This is a genomic window from Fibrobacter sp. UWB13 (assembly GCF_900177805.1).
Classification (GTDB): Bacteria; Fibrobacterota; Fibrobacteria; order Fibrobacterales; family Fibrobacteraceae; genus Fibrobacter.
Map to the genome: position 1 here is coordinate 345,057 of NZ_FXAX01000001.1, position 25,416 is coordinate 370,472.

Genomic DNA, 25,416 nt, shown 5'->3' on the forward strand with positions numbered 1-25,416 from the left:
TTTTTTTTAGTCCATTTTAGAGCGCGTGATTTTGATTACAACGTTAGTGGATTGGTGGGAAGAATATGTAAGCGATAATGATGGCTGCAATGACTCCGACGGCATCCGCAATCAAGGCGCAAGTGACGGCGTGGCGGGTCTTTTTAACGCCCACGGAACCGAAATACACAGCAATGATATAGAATGTTGTATCGGCTGCACCTTGGAACATGCAACTGAGGCGGCCTGCAAAGCTATCCGGACCGAGATTCTTCATGGCGTCGATCATCATGCCACGGGCACCGCTACCGCTGAGGGGCTTCATAAGGGCTGTGGGGAGGGCCGGAACAACGTCATTCCCGACTCCAATAAGTCCAAGCAAAGCCGAGATGCCATTCATGACAAGGTCCATCGCACCGCTTGCGCGGAACACGGCGACACCCACGAGAATCGCGACAAGGTTCGGGATAATCATTACGGCGGTGTTGAATCCTTCCTTGGCGCCTTCGACAAACGCTTCGTATGCCTGGACTTTCTTGTAGCAGGCAAGTCCGAGGAATGCAACGATGACGCCAAACAATACAAGACCGCTAATAAAAAGGCTTGTCGTGCCGAGTGCTTCGGCGGTAAGGTGGCTAAAGTAGAACATCACGGCGATAACGCAGGCACTAATGCCGCCAAGCCACATCACGGTTACAGGGTCCTTGAGCTTGATTTTCTGGAAAAAGCTGAGTGCGAAAATGCCTGCGATAGTGCTGAAGAAAGTCGAGAGGAGAAGCGGGAGGAACACGTCACTTGGGTTTGCTGCGCCGAGCTGTGCGCGGTAAGTCATGATGCTAACAGGAATTAACGTTAGTCCGCTTGCGTTCAAGACGAGGAACATGATTTGCGAATCGCTTGCGACAGTCTTGTCATCGTTCGGGTTCAAGTCCTGGAGCTGCTTCATGGCTTTGAGGCCCATCGGGGTTGCCGCATTGTCGAGCCCGAGCATGTTCGCGCTGATGTTCATGAGCATGGTGCCCACAACCGGATGGCCCTTCGGGATTTCGGGGAAAAGCCTTGAGAAAAGCGGCTGCACGATTTTTGCCAAAATCTGGACGGCGCCTGCCTTTTCTCCGATTTTCAAGATGCCGAGCCACAAGCTCAAAATGCCTGTGAGACCAAGAGCAATTTCGAACGCCGTCTTGGACATGTCGAAAGCGCCGAGAATGGCCTTGTTGAAAATGCCGGTATCGCCGAAAGCAAGCCACTGGACGATGCATGCGATAAATGCACCGAAGAAAAACACGAGCCAAATTACATTTAAAACCATGGCTCAAATGTAAGAAAAAAATAGCAGGTGGTGCGCCGTTCCCTATATGCTCACAGCCGCAATTTCCATGCCATCTTCCAGCGTGTGGATGCTGAATTTGGCATGGGCAGGCTCGCTTCCATTGGCGGGCGTACTTTCGTACAGTCCGAATGTCGGCGGGTTCCCGCCTTTTGGGAGGCTCGTCGAGCCGGGATTCACGAGAAGCACATTGCGGAAGTTCTTTTCGAGCATCCAAATGTGCGTGTGACCGTACAGATACACATCAATTTGCGGTTTTTGCGGAACCTCGGCTTCTGGCTGCGTGGACAGCGCTGAGGATTGCGCCGCACCCGTAGATTCAATGGCGTTTAGCGCATCCCTCGGGAAACATTCCGGCATAAAGATGTGCCCATGACTCATGAACAAGTGGAAACCGCAATCTTCAACGACCTTGTATTCGTTTTCGATGGGGAAGTCGAGCATCATCAAGTCGACATCGGCATCGCAGTTGCCGCGGACAGCGACAATGCGGTCTTTGTACGGCGCAAGCGCTTCGACGACTTGCATCGGGCCGTGTCCTGCCGGGAGCGGGTTTCGCGGACCATGATAGAGCGTATCGCCGAGCAAGAAAATCTTGTCGCAGTTGAACTTTTCAAAGAACGAGAGCGCCTGCCTTGCTGCCAAGGCAGAACCATGAATATCGGAGAGAATTAATGCGCGCATTGTGACTCCTACTTTACCGTAATCATCGGGCTGGTTTCGCTCAACAAATAATTCCATTCTTCACGAATTTTGTCGTATTCGGTCGGATCGGCATAGAGCGCAAACGTGGTCCACTTGATGCCGCTAGAGGTCTTGGACTTCGGCTGCTTTTCAAAGCTCACGTAATCCGGGGCGCGGTTGAGCGGCTTTGCTTCGGTGAGCGATACCGAGTGTCCGCTAGCCGTCTTGATGTTCAGCTTGAAGCTGAACTGCGTTTCGTGCGGCATACGGATGGGGTGGTGGCGCTTGGCGACCTTCGGAAGCTTGAAGAGGCTACGTTCCCACACGTTCGGGAAGCGTCCCTTGAGCTCGGAACCGCCCTGACCAAAGTAACCCTTGGAAAGGTAAGTGTTCACGATGATGAGCGGCTTGTTGAACTGGTCGAGATTCTGGATGCGGATGTTGCCGATGCTCACGTCCGGCACGCCAGAGGCAAGGAACTGTTCCAAGAGCTTTTCCTGATCCTTGACATCGCGACCAAAGAACTTGTTACGGATGGCACTGGCGAACTTGCCCTGGAGCTGTACGGAATCGCGGAATTCGCATTCGCCATTAGCACCGATGAACAAGTCGTGCTGGATTGCAATCTGGTGTTCCTGATTGTCTTCGAGAATCGGAGTTGTGACCACATGGCTCTGGTCTCCGTCAATTACGAGTGCAACCTTGCCTTCCATGTCGAGCGGAACCGGGCGGTCATTGCCCGTCTTGTCGGTAGCGTCGACCCAGCGTTCGCTAATCTTCCCTTGCTTCGGGATGTAGAGGATCATGTGGTTGAACTGCTGGATGGTTGGCAAGTGCGAGAAACCTTCTTCCGTGAGGTGGATGGCGGTGAGGTAGCTCTTCACGCCAATCGCTTCGAGCATATCCTTGAGCAAAAGTGCCATGTCCTTGCAGTCGCCGCGGTGTTCCTTGAGCGTGACTTCTGCGGTTTGCGGAATCAGGCTGTGACCGCCGAATCGTACGTCGCGGTAGCGGATGTCTTGACGTACAAAGTTGATAATAGCCTTGACCGCTTCATCACCAATCTTGTTGCCACGCACTTCAAATGCCTGTTCGCGAACCTTGACCGCCTTCTTGAACTGGTGGCTGATGAGGTTCTGGTAATCATCACCGACGTCACGCCATTCCTGCTTGCCTGTGAGCATGAGGCCTGCACCGAAGTCGCGGTACACCGGCATGTAAAGTTCCTTGCGGACAATGACCGGGTTTTCAATCTTCCATTCGATACCACCCTTGATCGGTGTCTTCTGGAGCGGGCCGTATTCTTCGGTGACAAAGCGAGTCGTGTCGGCATAAATGCGGAAAATGGATTGTCCGACAGGCACATCGCGGCTGCTTTCGTAGTTCGTGTACGGAATCATGCCCTTGTTTTCGAGATTCGTGCGGCTGAACTGCATGTAGATAAAGTCACCCGGAGCAAGTTCCGAAAGCGGGAAGTGTGCTGTCTGGCTTTCGTTACCACCGCCAATTTCAGTTGCATATGTAATATAGGCTCCATTGAGTGTTGCCTTCTGCTTGAGCTTCCAGTTGCTGTCGTAAACTTCGAGCGCGTTCAAGAAGATGCGGTCATAGCCCGGCAAAAAGTCAAACGTGAATTCACGATAAATGGCGGCACCGCGCTGGTCCAAAACTTCGAGGAGCATTTCTTCGCTGCGGACCCAGTTGGCGTTCTTTTCTGCCTTGAGAGATTCCTTCTGGTAATGGATCACGGCAGGGAAGTCTCCTTCCGTGGCGGTCTTCTTGGCTTGCGGGCTGAGGAGCGTCTTTAAGTCTGCCGTGCGTTCTTCAACAGGTGTAATCGGCTTTTGGAGCGTACGGTTGTCTGCCTTGCCGAGGTAAGCCTTCGTGGCAGAGAGGAAACTCTTGGCATCTTCGTTATCCGGCTTGAGAGCGAGTGCCTTGGTAAGAGCCTTTTCTGCATCGCGGTAATTGCGGCTGTAGAACAAAATCTTGCCGTGCATCGTCCATACTTTATAATCGTTCTTTGCCTTGGCGAGCGTTTCGTCGCTGATGGCGCGGGCTTCTTCGTAGCGTCCGAGGAACATCAATGCGTCCATGAGCGTTTCGCCGAGTTCCTTGCTCATACCAAAGCGACCGCGGATGCCGTACAAGATGTCGACGGCTTCGGCGTACTGGTCAAGGCCCATGTAAGTCTTAGCGAGGTAAACGCCCAGGCGGGAACTCGGCTGTGTATCGAAAAGTCTCTGCACCACGATGAGGGACTGGTGGCGCTGTCCCAAGCCCCAGAGGGCATCGCTCAAGTTGATGACGTATTCCGGATTGTTTGGTGTGTAGCGGAGGGCCGCTTCGGCGCATTCGCGGGCGTGGCCGTAGTCGAAGAGGGCTTCGTACATTTCGCCGAGAATGGAGAGCAACTTGCCGTTCTTGCGGACGAGATCCATTTGGCTTGTGAAATAGCTGATACCCGGACCGTAAAGTTCCTTCATCTGGTACACGAAACCACAGTTAATTAAATAGAGCGGTTCTTCCGGATCCATCTTGTTCGCGCGTTCAAAGTAGCTGAGGGCGACAAACGGCTGGTCTTCGAGCAAGCGGAGGATACCGACCTGGCTCATGACTGCTGCGTTGAACTTGTTTTGCTTCTTTTGGGCTTCTGCGTCGCTTGCCATTTTCGGTTTTTCACCGACTTTGAGCCCGCTAATGGCGTTCTTCATCACAGACGCGTATTTCTTCTTGTTGATGCCCTGCGTCCAGGTGGCAATCAAGATGCCGCGTCCGTTGTCGTAGAAATATCTACCTGTATAATAGAAGTCGTATTTATTGACGATGTGGGTGAGGGTGAATTCCTGGGCGTAGCGGTCACCGACCTTGACGCGCTGGACTTCAAAACTTGCTTCGTTCATGGAAAGTCCAAGACGGCTTAAAAGTACTTTGAACATATCCTGTTGTCCGACTTCGTCACCCGGGACAATCGCTCCGTACACAAAAAGCGAGATGTCTTCTTTTTTGTTGCTGAGCACCAAGTCCGGGTCTTCGTTCTGACGGGCAACACTGGCCCAGGTGTGCCAAAGCGTATCGCTTGTGCTCCAGGAATAGCCGAGATCTGCACTAGCATGCTGCATGATGCGTTCGGCAGAGAGTTCCGAAACTTCTTCTTTCACGACGTCTTTCAGCTTGAATGTGGCAAAGAAGTCTTTCCATTCTTGCTTGAGGTCACCTGCGGGGAGCTGAGTGTCTGTTGCGGCGAGCGTAAGTGTAAAGATGCGATTCCCGGCGCCAATCACGAGGCCGACGGCTTCGTAAGGAGTGTCATAACGCTTGCCTGCCACGTCAAAGAATGCGCCGGTCGTGCCAAAAGCTTCTTCCGGGTAGGTCTCGGCGAGTGTTGCCTTCTTGCCGCTCGATTCGAACGACTGCATTTCGATTTGAGCGCGGTCCATGAGGCGGAGCGGTTCGCCTTCGGGGAGGGTAACTTCCACGAGGACGGCGCGGCGTCCGGTCTTCGGATTATAAAATTCGTAAGGGGCGTTGTCTTCACCGCCGATAATTGTCCAACCGTTGTCGGGGGCGGTAAATGTGTAACCGCTCGTTTCGATGGTGCCGCCGGTGGCGACTGTGGCTGGTGCTTCTTCGGTAACATAATCGACTTCGGAGGATTCTTCGTCGTACGAATTATCTTCTGCGGAACCCGAAACTTCTGTTGCGGGGGAGGTGTTTACATCGGGAGTGTTTCCCGCGCAAGAAAACAAGAAAAAAAGCCCGAAAGCAACAGTCAGGCGGGCAAGCAAATTCTCTTTTTTTACAAACGAATAACGCATAATAATCTCGGGATAAATTGTTTAACACTCTAATTTTAGAAAAATAGGGTAGGACAAAGTAGCGCTTTGCGATACAAACAAGAATAATCTTATTATCCTTTCTTAATCTTTACATTGCAAACATGTGTTAGATTTGGCTAATAAAAAGGTGAGGCTAACCTCACATGGCGGTCTTAACCCGTTTGAATGTTTTCAGACCCCAAAAATAGGCTCCCAAATCTCTTTTTTTTCGATTATTACTACACAAAAACTTTGATTTTTTGTATCTTTCCAGCCAGCAAAGCTCCACCACTAGGTGGGTAGCAATTTCAACAATAAAAAAAGGATCCAATAATGGCTCTCAAACTCGGTATCAATGGTTTCGGTCGTATCGGCCGTATGGTGTTCCGCGCTGCTGTGGAAAACTTCGCAAATGACATTCAGGTTGTTGCAATCAACGACCTTCTTGACCCGGAATACCTCGCTTACATGCTCAAGTATGACTCCGTTCACGGTCAGTTCAAGCATGACATCAAGGTCGAAGGCAACTTCATGATCGTTGATGGCAACAAGATCCAGATCTTCGCTCAGAAGAGCGCCTATGATGAAGAAAACAAGAAGGCTCTCATCACTTGGGGTGACCTTGACGTTGACGTCGTTGTTGAATCCACTGGCTTCTTCCTCACCGAAGAACTCGCTTCTGTGCATCTCAAGGCTGGTGCTAAGAAGGTCATCATGTCTGCTCCGTCTAAGGACTCCACTCCGATGTTCGTGTACGGCGTTAACGACAAGACCTATGCTGGTCAGAAGATCATCTCCAACGCTTCCTGCACCACCAACTGCCTCGCTCCGATCTCCAAGGTCCTCAACGAAAAGTTCGGCATCGTCCGTGGCCTCATGACCACCGTTCACGCTGCAACTGCTACTCAGAAGACCGTTGACGGCCCGTCCAAGAAGGACTGGCGCGGTGGCCGTGGCATCCTCGAAAACATCATCCCGTCTTCTACGGGTGCTGCTAAGGCTGTGGGTAAGGTTCTTCCGGAACTCAACGGCAAGCTCACTGGTATGTCTCTTCGCGTGCCGACTTCCGACGTTTCCTTCGTTGACCTCACTGCTGAACTCAAGAACGCTCCGGCTGCTGACAAGGACGCAGCATACGCAGCAATTTGCGCTGCTATGAAGGAAGCTTCTGAAGGCGAACTCAAGGGCATCCTCGGCTACACCGAAGACGCTGTTGTTTCTACCGACTTCCGCAACAATCCGTGCACTTCTATCTTCGACGCTAAGGCCGGTATCCAGCTCGACCCGACCTTCGTGAAGGTTTGCTCTTGGTACGATAACGAATGGGGCTACAGCAACAAGGTTTGCGAAATGGCTCGCGTTATCACCAACTACAAGGGCTAATTAAAGTTTAACTAGTGTTAGTGGTGTGGGCGTAACCGCTTAAAAGCAAATTGTTTCCCACACCTCCGCTAAAAAAGCTTTTGGACCTCGCCACCCGGCGGGGTTCTTTTTTTTGCATTGTCACTCCGGATTTATTTTCTTTGACCACTTGCGCTTTAGCGCTTATGTGGGCATGATCCGCGAATGGAGACGGGGTCGCCATTTTCTGAGAATCAGCAGTCCGTCATCCTGAGCGGAACGTAGTGGAGTCGAAGGATCCAGTTATTTCTCGACTTTACTGGATCACAATGTCACTTCTTTCAGAAAATCCGCTTTGAGCTTGGAAAGGAGTGTTGCCGCTTTTCGCTTTTCTTTGCGCATATTGCGATTGCGGAATAGCGTCCAAATAACGCTTGGGTGGTGGAGTGCAAATGGCACGGACGCTTCGGCGCCAAAAGCTTTAGACAAGATAATTGCGATGGACTTGAGGTCGCGCATTCCCGCGAGATCGTGCGCATCTTTGCAACCGTTTCCTGCTACACTCTCAGCTTCATCGCTTGTTGCTTGTGCGACGAGGTACGGCACGGAGAACATTTTGCCACCGGCATGCATCATGCGGAGCGTGAAGTCTGCAAGCCTTGCGTATTCTGGGAGTGTCGTGTCAAACCCGCCGGTACGCTGGATAATGCGCCGAGAAAACACGGCGAGGAACGGGTGCGGAGCGGCGACATAGCGCAATGGTGCATTCTCGTCGATCTCTACAAAGCCGGAACCTTTAGCGGCAGGCTTTAACAAATAACCGCCTAAAAATTTTCCTTTGTCTGTACGGATTCTTGGTGCGAACGCATCCACCATCGGGAACCCGTCCGTTACTTCTGCAACGTTGTTCAAAAACTGGCGGTCTATCTTGATGCTTGGGTGGGCAAAAACAACCCATTCCCCTTCAATCTCATCGAGGTGCTTATTCCAGTCGTTGGTAAAGAACCAGCCGAGTTCTGGGTCCGTGAATGGTGGTTGGGGGAGTGTTCCTTGCGTTTCGTCAAAGTTTTCGCTAAAAACAAAAACGTCGAACTGCCGCATGTCTTGAACCTTTAGAAATCCAAGCGGAGACCGAGCCTATGTTCGTAGCCTAAGCTCGAAGCGAGGTAGGAGAAGGCGTAATCAAAGGCGAACAAGCTCGAAGTGTAGCCAAGACCAAGGCTGAACAAGCGTGCGCTGTTTGTTTCGTCAGGTCTGCTAGACGAATTTGCCAATTCCTTGAAATCTCGTGAAATGTCGAGCCAAGTGCGCGTGAAACCTGCGCGGATGCGGAAGTATTCGCCGAGCGCATATTCTGCGCCAAGGTGCAAGTCCGGTTCTGCGTAGCGCGGAAAGTCTGTTTCGCCAAACAAGGTTAAACGCGGGACACTGCGGGGCTTGAGGAATCCGCCAACGGCGAAAGTCTGCGAAAGCGGGTACGTGTCATCGGCGCTTTCTTTGACATAGCCGCGGAGCATGGCACCGAAGTCTCTTGCAGCAAACGAAAAGCCGTAGTTCTTGGAATCGGACATCCAGGTCAAACCCCAGTCAAAAGCGGCAGCCATTGCCGTCTGGTCTTCGTTATCGCCGGTCAGCTTGTCCGATGCAAACTTGATAGTGGCGCCTACGCGGATATGCTTCATCGGATAGGCGACTGTGGCTGTTACAAGTTGGCTGAACGGTTTGTATTCGCTGCCGTTTTCTTCACCGTATTCGTCATAGCCGGTGATGGTGCCGTACGATTGCCAGTTGTACGAGTACTGTAGGATAAACTTCTGGTACTGCGTTGTGTAAGAAAGCGTTCCAACGTTGCTTGCCATTTCGCCAGTTTGCCAGTGGGCTTCGACAACGCGTTTCTTGCCTTCGGTTATCGTAACTGCTGCAGGGTTCAACTGCACAATAGACGGATCTGTTGTAGGGAGAGCTGATGCAGACTTTTCAAGAGCCGCATTGCGTGGACTGTCAAAAGTAGAGAGAAATGAAAAAACTTCTTGCCCTGCATCGTGCTTAGAAAAATAGCCAAAATCGGATGCCGGACATGCGATAGCGAGAGCCGCAATTGCTGATAGTTTTTTCAATAAATCCATGGTGTAAATTTATAAAAAGTCGAGCGAATGATTTGTGAAAAAACGAAGAAAGGATGATTTTTTTTGTTTATTCGCTGTGCCGATGCCTTTACAATTCAAAAATCTTTTTATATATTTGCCCTTGCTCGGGCTACTAGCTCAGTTGGTAGAGCAACGCCCTTTTAAGGCGTGGGTCGAAGGTTCGAGCCCTTCGTAGCTCAGTAATCGGTTCCGTTCATCGGAGCCGATTTTTTTTGTATATTAGGACAAAAGTTTGTTTTTGTGAATTGCTATGGCTAAAGTTCCCTTTCTCGACCTCAAAAGTTTAAATGCCCCGTACATGGATGCCTTGAAGAGTGCTGCTTGTTCTGTTGTTGAATCTGGCTGGTACATTCGAGGGCGTTATGGCGAACAATTTGAACGTGCGTTTGCTGAATATTGCGGAGTGAAATACGCTGTGGGGGTAGGGAACGGGCTTGATGCGCTTTCGCTCATGTTGCGAGCCTCGATGGAAATGGGGCGTTTGAGTGTAGGCGATGAGATTTTGGTGCCTTCGAACACGTTTATTGCGACAGTCCTTGCAATAAGTGCTGTGGGGCTCAAGCCTGTGCTTGTGGAACCTGCCGAAAATAGCTATGACATCGATCCGAAGCGCTTGAAGGATGTTTGTGGCGCACGGACCCGCGCTATTCTCGTTGTTCATTTGTACGGGCGCCTTTGTGCGATGGACGAAATTTGTGAATTTGCAGACGCTCATAACTTGCTCCTTTTCGAAGACTGCGCACAAGCTCATGGGGCGCGGCTCAGCGATGGTCGTTCTGCTGGTACTTTTGGTTCGGCGGCTGCGTTTAGCTTTTATCCGACCAAGAACCTGGGCGCGCTTGGCGATGCGGGCATTGTGCTTACGAATGATGCCGATATCGCAAACATGGTACGCGCTCTCGGGAATTACGGTTCCGAACGCAAGTATGTGAACAAGTTTAAAGGCGTCAATTCCCGCCTAGACGAAATGCAGGCGGCGCTTTTGCTTGCAAAGCTCCCGTATTTGGACGCTTCTAACGAACGCCGTCGTGAAATTGCGACTCGTTATTGCTCAGAAATCAAGAATGCGAAAGTCATTTTGCCCGAGATGCCTGCAACGCCATCGGAGCATGTCTATCATGTGTTCGTGATTCGCCTCAAGAGCGAAGAATCCCGCAACGAACTGCAAAAGTTCTTGAGTGCGCGTGGCATCGAGACGCTGATTCATTACCCGATTCCTCCGCATGAGCAAGAGGCTTATGCGCACGAATTCAGCGGCGAGTATCCGATTGCAGAGTCCATGGCAAAGACGATTCTCAGCATTCCCATGAGTCCCGTGATGACCGACGACGAAGTCTCCGAAGTGATTGGTGCAATTAATGAGTTCTAGGGAAAACAAGACAAATCATCAGCCCGTGAATTTTTGGAAAGCGTTTATGGGTTCGGGAATGGTGACATTCCTGAACGCGGTGCGTGTTTTTGTCGTGAACAAGCTTTTGGCGGTGTTCCTCCCGCCAGCAGCGTTTGCATGTGTCGGGCAGTTCATGAACTTTATGACGATGGGGCAGGCGACCTCTTCGCTTGCGCTCCAGAACGGCTGGGTAAGCCTCTCGGCACAGAATAAGGACAATCTGGAACAGTTGCGTGGCGTGTGGCGCGGCGGTTTTCGTCTGACGACTTTTGCAAGTATTGCCACCTTCGCTATTGCTCTCGTTCTCTGTTTTACGGTCCCGCTTGAAAATTTCTTTCCGGGGATTCACCCGCGTCTTGTGCAGGCGGCGATTATCTTTGCGTTACCAGGTGTCTTGGCGACAAACGTGATTACAATTTCGGCGTCCGTGATGAACGGGCTTGGGCATTACCGTCGCTGGGCGCTCATCAACATGGTCTCGTCGCTGTGGCAAATGTTCTGGGTGGCGTTCTTCCTTTACACGGAACGGCTTAGCATTCTCTCGATTGTGGCGACGCAGTCTGTCGTGGCGGGGATCTTTGCCGCTCAAATTGCAGCTCGTGCGGGCTTTAGCTTAAGTGAAATCCGCAAGACGGCTCTTGATATCCGTGCTCCGTGGTTGTCCTATGCGTTGATGGGGATTGTGCCGATGGTGCTATCGCCTGTGGTACTCACGTTCATGCGCTCTACGATTGGCACGGAACTTGGCTGGGATGCGGCTGGCATTTGGCAAGGCATCTGGAAGATTTCGGATTTTATGACGGCGTTTTTCTCGGCGATTCTCGGTGTGATTATTCTGCCGAAAGTCTCTGCAAACATGTCAAAGTCCGAGTTTTGGGGAATGTTCCGCCCGATTCTTGTAAAGTCCATGGCTCTCGCGCTTGTGGCGGTTACAATCTTCTATTTTGGGCGCTCGCTTTTGGTCGCTATTATGCTTTCGTCGTCGTATGCCGGTGCCGCAGATTACATGATGATGCAACTGCTGGGTGACTTCTTCCGCGTTGGGGGGTGGGCGCTTGGGCTTGTGCTGATTGCCCGCCGTGAAACGAAAAAATTCCTGGTACTTGAAATTTGTTCGGAATTAGTCCTTGCGTGCTCGACCTATGCATTTGTAAAACTTTATGAGTTTAATGGTCCGATGATGGCGTATGCTCTCGAAAACTTTTTGACGCTTGTCGCCTCGTTTATTCTCGTCAACAGCCTGAAATGGGGTAATAAATGACTCCGAAAGTTTCCGTAATCCTGCCTAGCTATAATCACGAACAGTATGTCGAAGCTGCCGTGCGTTCCGTGATGGGGCAGACCGGTGTCGATTTTGAGCTCATTGTCATTGATGACGGGAGCAAGGACCGTTCTCCCGAAATATTAAAGCGCCTTTCCGAAGAACTCGGCTTCAAGTATATCCATCGCCCGAACAAAGGCGTTGTCGCTACGCTAAACGAATTGCTCGCGCTCACTTGTGGGCGCTACGTTTGCTCGTTCTCGTCGGATGACATCATGCCTCCGGACAGGCTCAAAAAACAGAGCGATTTTCTGGAAGCTCATTCTGGTGCAGTCGCATGCTTTGGGCAGATTGTCCCGCTGTACGACGATGGTTCGTTGGGCGAGATGGATGTGCGCTATTTGCGAAGCGTGCCCCAGGTGACTTTTGAAGAATCTTTTCTGGGCAAAAAGGCTTTGCATGGCTGTGCCGAAATGTTCGTGCGCGAAAAAATTGTGGCGTTCGGCGGCTATGACTCGCGTTACTATTTCGAGGACTATCCGCTTTATCTGAAAATCCTTTATGAGTACGGTCCGCAGCCTGTATCCAAAGATTTCGTGTGTTGCTATTACCGTGAGCATGGCGACAACATGCATGTGTTCCATGATCGCATTTACCGCGAAATTTTGCGTATTTTGCGTGATAACTATAGTTTACACCCTCTGTACAAAAAGGCAGTACGCGCATGGAAGGCAAACTGGTTTTCTGCTGTCGCAGCCCAAAGCTCTCTCGCGGCTTTCCGCCTGATTCCGCAGGTCATCTCGCTATCTCCGCGTTTTTGGCTCCGCTTGCCCAAGCTCTTTATCCCCAAAATATTCCTCAAATTCTAATTACGCTGTCATGCCGCACTTGTTGCGGCATCGCCATCTTGTAAATCAAGCCCGCTCCTTGCATTGTCATGCCCGCCACCGAGCGGGCATCTCCATCTCGTTTCTGCTATTCATTCGTGCATTCCGTCTCAATCGGCACAAAACGTTCCGTAAACTTTTCGTAAGATAGCTATATTTATTTTCGTAATAATATAGATAGGTTTTTTATGTCTAAAAATCCGTTTTTATTCGTACTTTCGGCATTCCTCTTTGTGAGTGCCTCTGTTGGAGCTTCTTCTGCCTATGCGGCTGACTCTGGCGAAGGCTTGCAATTCTGCTTTTATGAAGATAAAGAAGGTAATCTCGATTATCCTCGGTTGAACTTTAGCCAAAAAACGGAAAATGACTCTCGAGCGGCAACTGAAGTCTGCTTTGATAAATGGTATGAGGCAAACCCGACCGGTTCCGAACCGGCTGATGCCAGCACTTACTTGAACAATTGGCTTTCCGCAAAACAAGGTGCTATTGCGTTTGTGCGCGTAACGTCGGATATCAAGTTTGCTGGTCGCAGTATCATTGGCTGTGCAGAGGGCAATAACGCCTTTGAAGGCAAGATGATTACTCTGTATTCTTTTCAGACTTTGTATTCTCAGATTGATCCTCAAACGAATGAACCCTATGTCATCTCTGGACTTTGTCACTTTGGGAATGTTCAAATAGTTGCCTTTATTGAAAAGTTTAGTGGTACTATGTACAATATGAATTTTGACGACGCCTATTTAAATGCTAGTGCGACAAATTCTAGTGCAGGTATTATTGCAGAAGGCGTGACTGGTCTAGATGGTTCAAGAGTCTTTAACGGTTATATCCATGACGTCAAGGTGACTAATTCTGAATTTCAAGGAACTAATGTCGGTGCCATTGTGGGTAAGGGCAATACCGATATTTCTAGTGCTGAACTCCATAATGTCAAAATTGTTGGTAATTCTAACACGAACTCTTATGTTGGCGGTATTGTCGGTGACAATACGGTCCGTTGTCTGCATGCGGATCAGGGGAACGTTCATCCCTGTTCAAATGCTAAGAATAATGGAAAGTCGGCAGGACCTTTTGTGTTGGAGAACGTGGATCTATATGGTTCCATTACGGGGCAACAGTCTTATGTTGGCGGTATCGCAGGTTCGGTTACGTTGAATGTTCAACAGGAATATCATGACATTTCAATTAATGGGCTTAGAATGAATAGATCGACCTATGCTGGAGGTCTGTTTGGACAAGTCTTTTACGATGGTAGTGATGATGCTTCTTTAGGTTCGGCAGCTGTAGAGCATAAGCTTTTGATTCATGATGTTTCTATCGAACATGGTTCCTTTACAACACTAGGTGGTGCTGAAGACGGGTATATAGCGGCAAGTCTTCGTGCCGGTGGGCTTATTGGCTATTGTGATGTGGGTAATAATGCTAACAACACTGATGGTGCTGATGTTGAGATTTACAATGTTGATAATAAAATAGAAGTCCACATTGATAATGAAAATAATATCTCGGCTGGTGGTATCATCGGCAATTTAATGAATAGTTCATCAAATGAAAATTGCAATTTGTCTATTTACAAAACGATTACGGAGGGCGATGTCATTGGTGGTTCTGACAGTTATAAGATGGGCTACCTTGTGGGCGAGATGGTCACTTCAAAGATCAAATTAAAACAAATTACAGATAATTCGCACTATGGTGATAATGACTATGTTGCTGCAAAGGGTATAGGTTCTATTGATCCGGCTAACTGGTTGAATCCTCCGGCTCCTATAAATGCTACTGGAACAGGCTTAGTTGTCAAGCGAAACTTCCGTAACGAAGTTAATGGCGAATCTGCACAAACTTCTCTTGTTGCCGATGGTTCTTTAAAAAGTGGTAGCGATGGTTACTATATCGAAGATGCAACGACTTCTGATAAATATGCAAATGGTATTCTTGAAACTGCGGCATTGAATCAGTATCAGAATAATACGGGCTCGAGCGAAGAATACTTGTTCTGTGTTAAAATTTCTGCGGATAATGAGTATCTGTATTTGAAACAAATTAACAGTAGCGAAACTGCGCCTGAAGGTTATACCTGCTATGATTATTGGTATGATCGCAGTGGTCAACATGACCAGATTGCTGCCGGGATTTTTGACGATGCATCCTCCCGAATTCAGTATTGGCTGGATTCTCGTAATGATAAAAAAACTGCACATGTTGTTGTGGAAAGTGACCTCCATTTTGCCGGTCGCAATGTTGATGGAACTTGTAAAACAGCGAAAAATGAGTTTAATCAGTTACTGACTTTCTCTCGTCATTATCAGAGCAATTATTCTTATACAAAGGGCGATTATACCATTCAGGGTGTTGGTGCATCTGATGACGGTTATAGAGTGATTTCGGGACTTTGCTATGTTACAGAATATGACACTAGTGCGGGCTTTTTCAGACGCTTTGAAGGCGATATGAGCAAACTTGCTTTTGACAATGCCTATTTTAAAACTACTAAGTCGAATGATCACACTGGAGCTGGTATAATTGCGTCTGGATTTGGTTCAGCCTCTATCAAGGTAACTAATTCTGAATTCTACGGACTTGCTGCAGGTGCCGTATTTGGTCGCGGCGGTGGCGAACTGACGAACGTTGTTGTCGAAGACGTCAAAGTTAATGGTGAAATGTATGCCGGTGGTCTTATTGGGTATTGGGATTATACATTTATACAACCACTGAAACTTGAACTTGATCGAGTTGAAGCTGATGTCAATGTTTCTGGCGGGAGTGGTTCTTATGCAGGTGCGCTTATTGGCTATGCATCAGGTGAAGAAAATGCCAATAACAAGATAAATCTAAATATTACAGATACTTATTCAAAAGGTAATGTCAAGGGCGCTTCGGGTGCAAAGCTTGGTTATTTGATTGGCGCCATTAATCAAGATAATAATAGTTTTGATTTTAGTATCCATAATAACTACCATTATGGCAAAGATGATGGCGGAGCAACACTGGGTGTTGGAAATTGGACTTCTCCTGGTTATTGGGCGACAGGTAATCCTCTGATATCAAGGAACTTCCGTAATGCTATCGAAGGAGAAATTGAAGCTGCTGGAACTTTAAAATATTCGGGTTCTTCTCTGTTTATAGATCCTAGTAATCATAGCGATCTCGATATCCGTAATGGAGCGGTCTCTGATAAGGACTTTAAATCACATCGCATGGCTGCAGTCTTGGGTGAAGCATGGAGCCAAGTAGATGGGGAAAATGAAGGCTTGCCGATTTTTGCGGGCAGCGTAAGCAAAAGTGCCCCGATTAAGAGGGTCTCTTTCGATGTATATGGCAGCGGCTCTTTCTTTGCTAAGGCAGATTCTGCCCATAAAAAAATATTGCTGGATTCTATAGATGCTGGTTTGCGTTTTTATGAAGCGGGCTTGAATTATATTAGTAGTATAGTCCTTTTTACGGATAGTGAAGGCAAACTCGCTCAAGGGGATGTTGATTTTGTCAATAGCCTTTTGGATGATTGTAGTTCTTGGATTGAAGATGATAAACGGAATGATTGGGGAAGTACAAATTGGGAAAAATCCTGCAGCGAAGTTCCTCAACAGAAAATAAGTACTACTGAGCAATATACAGACCATGTGACGTATGTCTATTTAACAAAACGTATGGTCAAGTATTTCTGCTATAAAACGGATTCTGAAAATTCTAATAACTTATTTTTCTATCAGTATCCAGCTATTGCTGGTGAATCGCCTTCCGTCGGATCTTGTTTTGAATACTGGTTTAGAGAGAAAGAGCCAAATGCGAATATTGAACATGTCGTTGATGCATATGGCTATGCCAAGCTTTGGTTTATGTATGGTCAGAATACGATTACTCTGACATCGGATATCGACTTTGCGGGGAATACCGATGGCGTCTGTAACGATGCTCCTAATGCATTCAGGGGTGAATATTTAGAATTGGACGAAAATGATGTTTTCAAAAGTGCTGATAATGAACGCTATACGATATCGGGACTTTGCCATGTTGATGCTGCTGCTGATGTTGGTTTTGTCAAAATGGCAAATCAAAAAGGCGTGTTAACCAATGTTTCGTTTGACAAAGTCTTCTTTAATGGTAAAAGAGCAGGCTTGATTTTGGTGGACCTTACGTCGGCGGACGAAGGTGATATTACAGATATTACCGTGAAAAATTCCAAATTTATCGGCAGTGAATTTGCTGGTGCAATTGCTGGTTTTGCAGAAGGTGTGCGAAATATTCGAAATGTGATATTGGAAAAAGATACAGTAATTTCTGAAAAAACGGCTGGTGGTGCCTTTGGTTGGATTTATGCGCAATACAATTCGTATGGTTTGAATGTTGGTGGTTTGTTAGCGTATGATGTTACAGTAGTTTCTAGAAATGATGACTTTGCTGGTGGTCTTATTGGTAAGATTTCGATTGGAAGAGCCGGCGCTGTGTTAGTTAGTAATGCTTTTGATGGTTCTGTAGAAGGATACAAAGCGGGTGGGCTTGTTGGTTTGATAGAAGATTATAGTGGGCAAGATGGAACTACACTTAGTGTGTGGCAAAATTATGTTATTGGTGATGTCAAGTTTTCTAATGTTGGTGGCTTCTTGATTGCTGAAGTTTATTGGGACGATGATTACAATAATCAATACCTCTTCAATGTGAAGGATAACTACCATTATAGTGAAAATGACGTTACTGCTCCTATTGGAATGCTGGGTGGAACTAAGGTAGAAAATTGGAAGAATTTTGATGCAAGTGCTTATGCTGATGGTAGTTCTTTCACTCACAATTTCCGCAACGCTGTGGATGATCTTGAAGCGGATGGCGATTTGCGTTATGCTATTAAGCCGGTTTACAAGTCTGCTACGGAATCGTATTCCAACGGTGTTATTCCTTCGGAACAGATGAAGAGCCGCCGTATGGCTGCTGTCTTAAACATGGGCGCTACGTCTTTGTATTGGACTTTGGTGGATGAAGAAAACGATGGATTGCCAATATTTAAGGGCTCTACTAGTGCAGCATCGAAACCTGTTTATGCCATAAGCTTTGATTATGAAACTTTCAGTACCTTTGCAGATGAAACGTCTAAAAAGATTTTGAACGATGCCATTGAGGATGGCTCGCGTGTTTTGGAATACATTCCTCAATATCCCGATGGCGGTATCGTTCTTTTCACAGATGTAGATGGTAGGCTCGATCCTGATGATGTTGCTTTTGTGAAGTCGCTTATGGGTGAAGACGGACTGTGGTATGATGCGTCCTATCCAAAACTTGATGCGGATCAAGTGTATAGCTATAATGTTGCATATATTCCTACTGTTTATACGTATAAAAAGGCTCTCGTGATGGATGTTGCCGTCCATGTGTGCTCAGACAATGGTAATAGCGGCTGTCTTGATGGTTCCGAAGTATTAGTTCCTAAAGAGGGTGCTACTTGGAATGGCTATTCTATCGATTTCAATGGTGTTCCTATGACAGAATACACCTTCAATTATATGGGTGGTGGTTATCCAACGTTGGTGATGAGCGATTTTAGTTCTCATTTGTATATGCTCTATAGCCCAGATTTTTATCATATTAACTCTAAAAATGCAATACAAAGTTCAATCCATAAGGCTGTTCTGTACAATTTTGAAGAACTGCTTGATGGTTTGACTGACAATGAAAAGAGCGATTTGGAGTCTGGAACTGTATATAACGATACCATTCATTTGTATTATGTGTTCGGTAACACAGCCCCTGAATATAAATTCCCAGTAGAGAATAAGGGAACCTCTCCTGTCGTGGTTAAGAGCTTCTTGGAAAATGCTAATGGTATGGGGCGTAAACAGGTTTATGAAACCGTAATTGATGCCAACGAAACTGTAAATGTTCCATTAATGCGCACAACGGTTGCACCGACTGATTTAGGTTATAGTCTTGAATGGAATGCTGAGTTTGGCTTGGGTTCTGTATTTAGTGGTATTCATGATGTCATTTCTACTGAAAATGATTATATCGCATCAGCAGAAGACTTCCATAAAAATAGTTATACTAAATCATGGATGGTCACTGGGGCGTCTGGAAAGCCGCTGACGGTAAATGATTCTGTTTACATGGATTCCATTATTACGGCAATTTCCACTACGAACCTTGCGAATCATCTATCTTATAATGATTTGAAAATGGTGATTACGCCGACGGTTACGCAGCTTCATTACGACCTTGTTTTCGCTATCCCAGAAGATATGCGTGATGCTGATATTTATGTGTCTAACAAGAAAAATAAATCGACGAATAAGTTAGAACTGGATTGGTTTGATAAACTGGACGATGTCACTGCTGAAAATGTCAAGGCTCCGAAACTTCTCAATTCTGATGGCTGTCGCATTAACTGGAAACTTGAAAGCTCTAGCCTAACGCACGAGACTCTCGATATCCAGCAAGAATTGCAGTACTTGACCTCCAAGGAAGAAAATAGCCTTGCTGTGAATACGCTTGTTCCGGATATCGATAATCCTGCTTGCCCGTCTGCAAACGTCACGGTAGACAAGCATACGATTCAATTAAATCGTGATGGTGATGGAGACCTTTTTGCGGTGCAGAAACTGCCTTATCCTTCGGCAACAACTCAGGGGGCTATCGATACGATTGTCCTTAAGCATTCGTTTAAGAAAGATGCTAATGATAAATATTATCTCGATGTGCCTGTTGCGCGTGATGCTGATGGTAGTGAACTCGGTATCAAGCTTTCGTTTAAAGCGAATGCTAAGGACGGCAATTTGTTCAAGTCCTTGTTATATGATGATATGACTGGCGTAGCAGCGAACTTTGTACCGTTGCTTGAAGGCGAAAATATCGATATGAAATCGAATTTGAAAATGAAAGTTGAGTTCATTGAGCTTGTACCGGTCTATGTCACTTACGATTTGTCTTTGACTTCTGCGGCGGATTCTGCAAAAACTTATTTGCCGGCTGACGCTTCTTCAACAGCAACCCTTGAAATGGTAAAAGCAGATGACGAAATTGAATTCTGGAGCCCGTATCGTACAGATGTGTGCTTTGCAGGCTGGTCCAATGTAAAGGCTGAAAGCTTCACGGATGCCGACCCGCGTTGGGTTTCTCTGAATTCGTCGAATTATATTGACTTTAGCAATGATCAAGATCATCCGACGACGCTTTATGCCATTTGGCGTGAATGCCCGGTTACACTTCCGATAAGAGCAACTGCTCTCAAGAGTGGCTTGGAACACGCAACGCTTGTCGTTTATCAGCCGTTTGGTAAAGATTCTTTGCGCCATGTGATTACGGACGAGATTGTAGCCCTTGCGGGTCCAGATTTTGACTTCTATGTGGATGATGTCCGTACAAAGGCGGATGTTGGCTATAGCTTGGATTATACGAGCTTCAAGGTCTCTTATGTGGATCCGGCAACCTCTGAATCTGTCGAAGTTACTCCGAGTGAAGGTGCATGGCGCTTGAAACCGGAAACTCTGCCGCAGACGACTGTGTATTCGTTCACGGCTAAGGTGACAAAGGATGAATACAAACTCGTCTTTAACGATAACTCGTCGGGCGAAGCTTACTTCGGTGATTCCTGGACTCCGCTCATGACAAAGGAATCGTTTGCAGAAGATGAAGACACGAAGAACTGGAATGTGTCGGTTAATTACAATGTTGAAAGCACCAATACGGAATTCCCGTTTGCGCTCTATCGTAAAGGTCTTTGCATGAATGGTTATACGTTCGATGTCGATGACGATGCGAACGGCGTGTATACTGAACTGAATGAACCTTTCATAGAAAAGTTTAAAGAACTTGGCAAGAATTTGAAGAAACCGGTAAAGCTGTATGCCAATTGGTCTCAGTGCCAGACTCCTGGCGTGGAAGTGGAACTTGCTGATGCTGACAAGGGCTCTTACACGTTTACCAGAAAGTTTGATTTGGGCGAAGGCGAAGAAGCTGAGCGTTCTTACTCGTTCGACTCTGACAAGATGTTCGTGCCTTCCGAAATGGGCGATATCTCGTTTACGGGAGTTTCGTTCACAATCAAGAGCGGGGCAGGTGTTGTTCTCGATGCCTCGGCTGGTATTGGTTATCGCACGGGCTCGGAATGGAGCGATTGGATGGGTAGTCTCTTGACTATTAAACCGGATATGGAAGCCATTCGACTTTCGCTCCTCAAGAGTTCTTATGAATTCGTTTACGATATGAACGCTCCTGAAGATGCGATGGTCTTTGTGAACCCGGCAATAAAGGAGCACGAATCTTATGAGCTTAATCGCTCAACGGAATCTAAGGACCTCCAGTCTCTCGATGTTTTGGGTCGTACGGATGCTTGCCTTGTCGGCTGGGCTTTGGATGCTAATGGCGAAAATATGCTAGAAGCGTTTAATCTCGATGCTCTCCGCACGCTCGATGCCTTCGAAAAGGCTCGCAAGTCTACGGAAACGTTGTATGCCGTCTGGAAAGAAAAGGGTGATGCTTGCACTCCTAAGACGTTCAAGGTCGCCTCAGGTTGGAGTGCCGAAGAAGGCGTATTCACAATATCTTACAGGTACGAAGACAAGACGTACAGCTTTGAAGTGACTGAAGATGGCGTTGAAATTCCTGCGGTTGCTGGTGTTGAAGTTGGAGTCTCGTTTGCAGGCTCGAATGCTTACCAGTTTGACAATGTTATAGCAGGTCGTGATATTGCCGGCAACTTGCTCTTTAGCCTTGACAATGGTGGCTTCTTTACGGTGTCGGACGCTCAGTCGGATGTTCAGTTGTCGACGGGTGCGATCCCGACGGAATTTGCCTTTGTGTTCAATGCCAATGTAGGCGACGCTAACGTATTTGCGGGAACTGAATTTGCACATCAGGTTCCGGGAATGTTCTACGCTTATAATCAGGAATTGCCGATGGACCTCTATCGTGCCGATGCTGAATTGGTGGGATGGGCATTCAAGTCTGATGTGGGAGAAAACGACTTTGTATGGCAATCTATTAATGATCGCTTTATCGAAGAATATGAAAAGTTTGTGATGCAGTATGGCGCATCGTTCGGTACGGATACTCTCTATGCCGTGTGGAAAAAGAAGTCTATGAAGACTTACACGGTGACTGCCGATAGCGCAAACAAGGGTACGCTCACGTTTACGCAGAATGTTGGCGATACGGTGTTCTCAATCGTTGTCCCGAAGACTGGCTTGAAGGTCCCTGCAACGGACGATATTGAAGTCACAGCCCATTTTGATGTGATTAATTCCTGGACGCTCGATGAAGGCTTGCCGTTAGTCTGGACGAATGCCAAGGGTAAGAAGGAATCGACTGCAAATGATGTGACTAGACCGATTACTGGCGATGTCAAGATCACCGCTCTTGCAACGTTCAAGGAAATTCATCTTGTGTTCGACATCCCGTCGGATAAGGGCTTGTTCTATGGTGACGACTGGAGCAAACATGGTGACTTTGATTCGGATGATGGTAAGCTTTCGTTCCCGACGCTTGTCTACGATACGGATCGCTGCCTTGCCGGTTGGAGCATCCAGTCTGAATCCGGTTCTGCCTGGACTGACTTGAACGAACGCTTGGTGGATTCGCTTTATAAGGTTTACCCGACGATGAACGACTTGTCGAATATCAAGTTGTACGCCCGCTGGACGACCAATGTGGAAGAATGCGCGGGTAACATCACGAAGGCAACTGTCGAAATGGAACATGGCGATGTGCAGCTTGTCGAAAAGAAGGACAAGTCCACGCTTGTGCATAAGTTCAATAAGAATGGCACGATGATGTTGCCTGCTGAACTTGATGGCAAGAACTGGACGTTGAAGGCAATCCCGGATTCTAGCTACACGCTTGACTCTCTTGTCGTGATGAACGGTAAGAAGGTCGATACTGTGCTTTATGATGGCGACAAGTTGCCGAAGAACATGAAAAACGCTACGTTGAAGGCTTACTTCGGTAAGGCGAACAAGACGCCTGTCGAAATTGTGAACAAGCACTTCTCTCAGAGCGGTAACACAATCTGTGTGAACATCAAGGCTAGCGAATTCGAAGTGACGCGCGGTGTTTCTGCCAAGGTCGAAATTATCGATGTGGCTAAGGATGCTGTTGTGGTGGATACGGTGCTTACCGATTCTGCAGCGATGGCGTTCTCGGATGAAATCACGTTGCGTATGTTACAGCCGGGCAAGTACAAGGTTCGCGTTGTGATTGGCGACGAAAAGGAAACGGACGAATACAGTCAGGAATTTACGGTCGATTCTCAGGTGGCTTCGCTTAAGGCAGAACGCTGGCAGATGGTTTCACTCACGGCGGTGGATACGTCTTTGATCCAGTGGAATGAAGGCATTTCCTTCTACTGGTGGGATGAAACCCGCGTTGGTGATTTTTGGCAGTACCATGCATATAAGCAAGGCGATGAAATTGACGCTTCTCGCGGTGTCTGGGTCAGCTCTAAGCATGAAGGCTCTCTCGTGATGCGTACCGATTTCGAAGATGATGGAAAGGATATTGTCTGGAATCTCGATAGTGTAACGACGGGCTGGAACCTTGTTGCCAATCCGCATGGCTGGTATGTTGATTTGTTCAGCATGAACGAATCGGCTCGCAAGAATGTGGACGAAGAATCCGAAATCACCTTCTGGCAATACGACAGCGAAAAAGGTGAATACAAGGAAACTCGTTACTTGGCACCTTATGAAGCTGCTTGGGTAAAGGTTTCTAAGAAGACGAAGTGGAAAGTTTCTGCAGAACCGGTATATGTGATCCATTCTGTCGATGCTTCTAAAATTGATACGGTGCGTTTAGATTATCAGAAACCGGATGAAAATGCTAATAATTCGGGTAAATCTAATGCAAAGAGTGCTCTTGCAAAATCTTCGACTTCGGACCGCTGGACTTTGCAGGCTATCCTCTCGGATAAGAATGGCAAGCGTGACTCTTGGAATATTCTGGGTGTCGGCAACAATCCGTTCGTGGCTGATGAACCGCCTACAAGTATGGGTGATCACGTGAACCTCTCGATTGTCGAAGGCAAGCGCTCTCTTGCCAAGTCTATCAAGAGTGCTAGCGACGAAACGGAATGGACGCTTGAACTCTCTGCTTCTGATGCTCGCGAAGGCTATCTCACGCTTGAAGGCGTTGACGGTGTCAAATCTCTCGGTTACCACGTGTATGTGATCATCGATGGCGTTACAATCGAAATGCAAGAAGGCAAGAAGTTGCAGGTGTCGCTCAACTCTAGCTCAAAGAAGGCTACGGTTCGAGTGGCTCGCTCTGCAAGAGTGGTGGCTAAGAATGTAATCAAGGGTCTCCGTTCGTCTCAGTTGGGCAACCAGTTGCATGTGTCGTTCGATGCACCGGAAAGCCTTGCGGGTGAACGCACCAAGGTCGAACTCTTGGATGTGAAGGGTAAACTTTGGGCAACGGAATCTGCAAAGGCTGTCTTTGGCACGAACGCTGTATCGATGAATTTGCCTAAGCAGGGCGTTTACATCCTCCGCGTTCGCGTCGGCTCTCAGCAGCAATCGCAGCGCATTTTTTTGAAGTAGCACAAGCTTAGCAACACAAGCTTTATAACAGCAAAAAGCCGCTCGGTTTCACCGAGCGGTTTTGCTTATTCTTCCACAATCTCGAACGGCACGTGTCCGAGCAGTGCGGCGTACTTCGGGAAATTCGACGGATACGTCTTGTATTTGCGATTGCGGTAGAGCTTCGCTTTCGAAGCTTTTGAAATGAGGAAAAATTCCGTGAACGCTTTCATGTAATCTGTAGCGTTCTTGGAACTGTTGAAATCGATGTGGATGCTCTTGCCCTTGACTGTCACGACGTTCGGCAACTTTTCCACTTCCGCAAGGAACGTCGGGCTATCCGCCGTCACAAGTATTTTACTTGTTTCATTGACGAGAGGGTGATGATGGGGCATCTCCTTCCTCAAAACATTCATCGCTGCAATCATCAGCTTGCGCTTGCCTTTCTCTGGCAATTCCTTAAACGTGAATTCCTTGAAATCCCCAAGCTTATTCTGGAAGCGGAACGAAATCGACGTGTAATTTTCGCCTAGCAGTTCACCGTAATGCGAAAGCTCTTGTTCTAAAATGGGCGAAGGCTTGAAAAGCTCGTTGAAGTATTTAGAGAATTCTTCGCCAACAGTATCTACGCACGAATAGAGATGGAACTGCTTGTGGCTCGAATCGAGCTGGCGTTCTAGCGCGGAATCGTTTTTAAAATCTATTCGGTAAAGCAATACGGGCTTCGCCACTTCACAATTGTGGCTAATTTCTTTTTCTCCAATAACCCAATTTACTTTGTTCGGTTGCAATATCTCTTGCAGTTCAAACGGCGATGTGTGATAAATCTTGAAATCGAGATTATGCTCGGTGGCGAATTTGTACGCACTAGCCATTCCGCGCAACCGGTCCGTAAGCCCGCCGTGCATCCATTTGCCGTCTGCCATGAATATGAGCGTCTGGCGAGTCTCGCTATCGTCGCGACTTTCGCCATTTTCTGTGTAGCCATCGCGCAAATGCCTTAACTGAATCCCTCGCTCAATCAAATGGTCGTGAACGCGCTCCTCTCCGAGAACGCACCGCGCCATGCGAATAATGATTTCTT

General features: G+C 47.7%; 11 protein-coding genes and 1 tRNA gene. 6 read left to right on the top strand and 6 right to left on the bottom strand.

All coding sequences use genetic code 11. From position 1 onward, the window contains the following. Nucleotides 1–43 precede the first annotated feature (43 nt). The 3 genes from B9Y77_RS01585 to B9Y77_RS01595 are packed head-to-tail and all read right to left on the bottom strand — an operon-like array spanning nucleotide 44 to nucleotide 5,811. Nucleotides 44–1,291, bottom strand: a complete 1,248-nt coding sequence (locus B9Y77_RS01585) for a nucleoside recognition domain-containing protein (protein WP_073424398.1) — start codon at nucleotides 1,289–1,291, stop codon at nucleotides 44–46. 42 nt (nucleotides 1,292–1,333) lie between these two features. Further along, on the bottom strand, nucleotides 1,334–1,993 hold the full coding sequence (yfcE, locus tag B9Y77_RS01590; protein ID WP_085490208.1) for a phosphodiesterase: 660 nt from the start codon (nucleotides 1,991–1,993) through the stop codon (nucleotides 1,334–1,336). A gap of 8 nt (nucleotides 1,994–2,001) precedes the next feature. Then, entirely contained in the window at nucleotides 2,002–5,811 is a 3,810-nt protein-coding gene (locus B9Y77_RS01595; RefSeq protein ID WP_085490209.1) for a transglutaminase domain-containing protein, read from the bottom strand. Nucleotides 5,812–6,144: 333 nt separating this feature from the next. On the opposite strand from B9Y77_RS01595, the gene gap reads away from it, so the two are divergent. Beyond that, a complete protein-coding gene (gene gap, locus B9Y77_RS01600) occupies nucleotides 6,145–7,194 on the top strand; it encodes a type I glyceraldehyde-3-phosphate dehydrogenase (RefSeq protein ID WP_085490210.1) in 1,050 nt (349 codons plus the stop codon). Between the two features lie 282 nt (nucleotides 7,195–7,476). On the opposite strand, the gene B9Y77_RS01605 is transcribed toward gap, so the two are convergent. Beyond that, nucleotides 7,477–8,253 (bottom strand): hypothetical protein, encoded by a 777-nt coding sequence (locus B9Y77_RS01605; RefSeq protein ID WP_085490211.1) that lies wholly within the window; start codon nucleotides 8,251–8,253, stop codon nucleotides 7,477–7,479. Between the two features lie 11 nt (nucleotides 8,254–8,264). Beyond that, nucleotides 8,265–9,278, bottom strand: a complete 1,014-nt coding sequence (locus tag B9Y77_RS01610; RefSeq protein WP_085490212.1) for a PorV/PorQ family protein — start codon at nucleotides 9,276–9,278, stop codon at nucleotides 8,265–8,267. A gap of 127 nt (nucleotides 9,279–9,405) precedes the next feature. On the opposite strand from B9Y77_RS01610, the gene B9Y77_RS01615 reads away from it, so the two are divergent. From B9Y77_RS01615 to B9Y77_RS01635, 5 genes are all read left to right on the top strand, one after another. Beyond that, a tRNA-Lys gene (locus B9Y77_RS01615) sits at nucleotides 9,406–9,478 on the top strand. A 71-nt stretch (nucleotides 9,479–9,549) separates the two neighbouring features. Continuing rightward, nucleotides 9,550–10,668 (top strand): DegT/DnrJ/EryC1/StrS family aminotransferase, encoded by a 1,119-nt coding sequence (locus B9Y77_RS01620; protein WP_085490213.1) that lies wholly within the window; start codon nucleotides 9,550–9,552, stop codon nucleotides 10,666–10,668. Then, nucleotides 10,658–11,950, top strand: a complete 1,293-nt coding sequence (locus tag B9Y77_RS01625; RefSeq protein ID WP_085490214.1) for an O-antigen translocase — start codon at nucleotides 10,658–10,660, stop codon at nucleotides 11,948–11,950. The genes B9Y77_RS01620 and B9Y77_RS01625 overlap by 11 nt, the downstream gene beginning before the upstream one ends. Further along, nucleotides 11,947–12,819: a glycosyltransferase family 2 protein gene (locus B9Y77_RS01630; RefSeq protein WP_085490215.1), complete on the top strand. Its 873-nt coding sequence runs from the start codon at nucleotides 11,947–11,949 to the stop codon at nucleotides 12,817–12,819. Before B9Y77_RS01625 ends, B9Y77_RS01630 begins: the two co-directional genes overlap by 4 nt. A gap of 206 nt (nucleotides 12,820–13,025) precedes the next feature. Continuing rightward, entirely contained in the window at nucleotides 13,026–24,353 is an 11,328-nt protein-coding gene (locus tag B9Y77_RS01635) for a T9SS type A sorting domain-containing protein (protein ID WP_085490216.1), read from the top strand. 65 nt (nucleotides 24,354–24,418) lie between these two features. On the opposite strand, the gene B9Y77_RS01640 is transcribed toward B9Y77_RS01635, so the two are convergent. Next, a complete protein-coding gene (locus B9Y77_RS01640) occupies nucleotides 24,419–25,399 on the bottom strand; it encodes an O-fucosyltransferase family protein (RefSeq protein WP_254899881.1) in 981 nt (326 codons plus the stop codon). Between the last annotated feature and the right edge of the window lie 17 nt (nucleotides 25,400–25,416).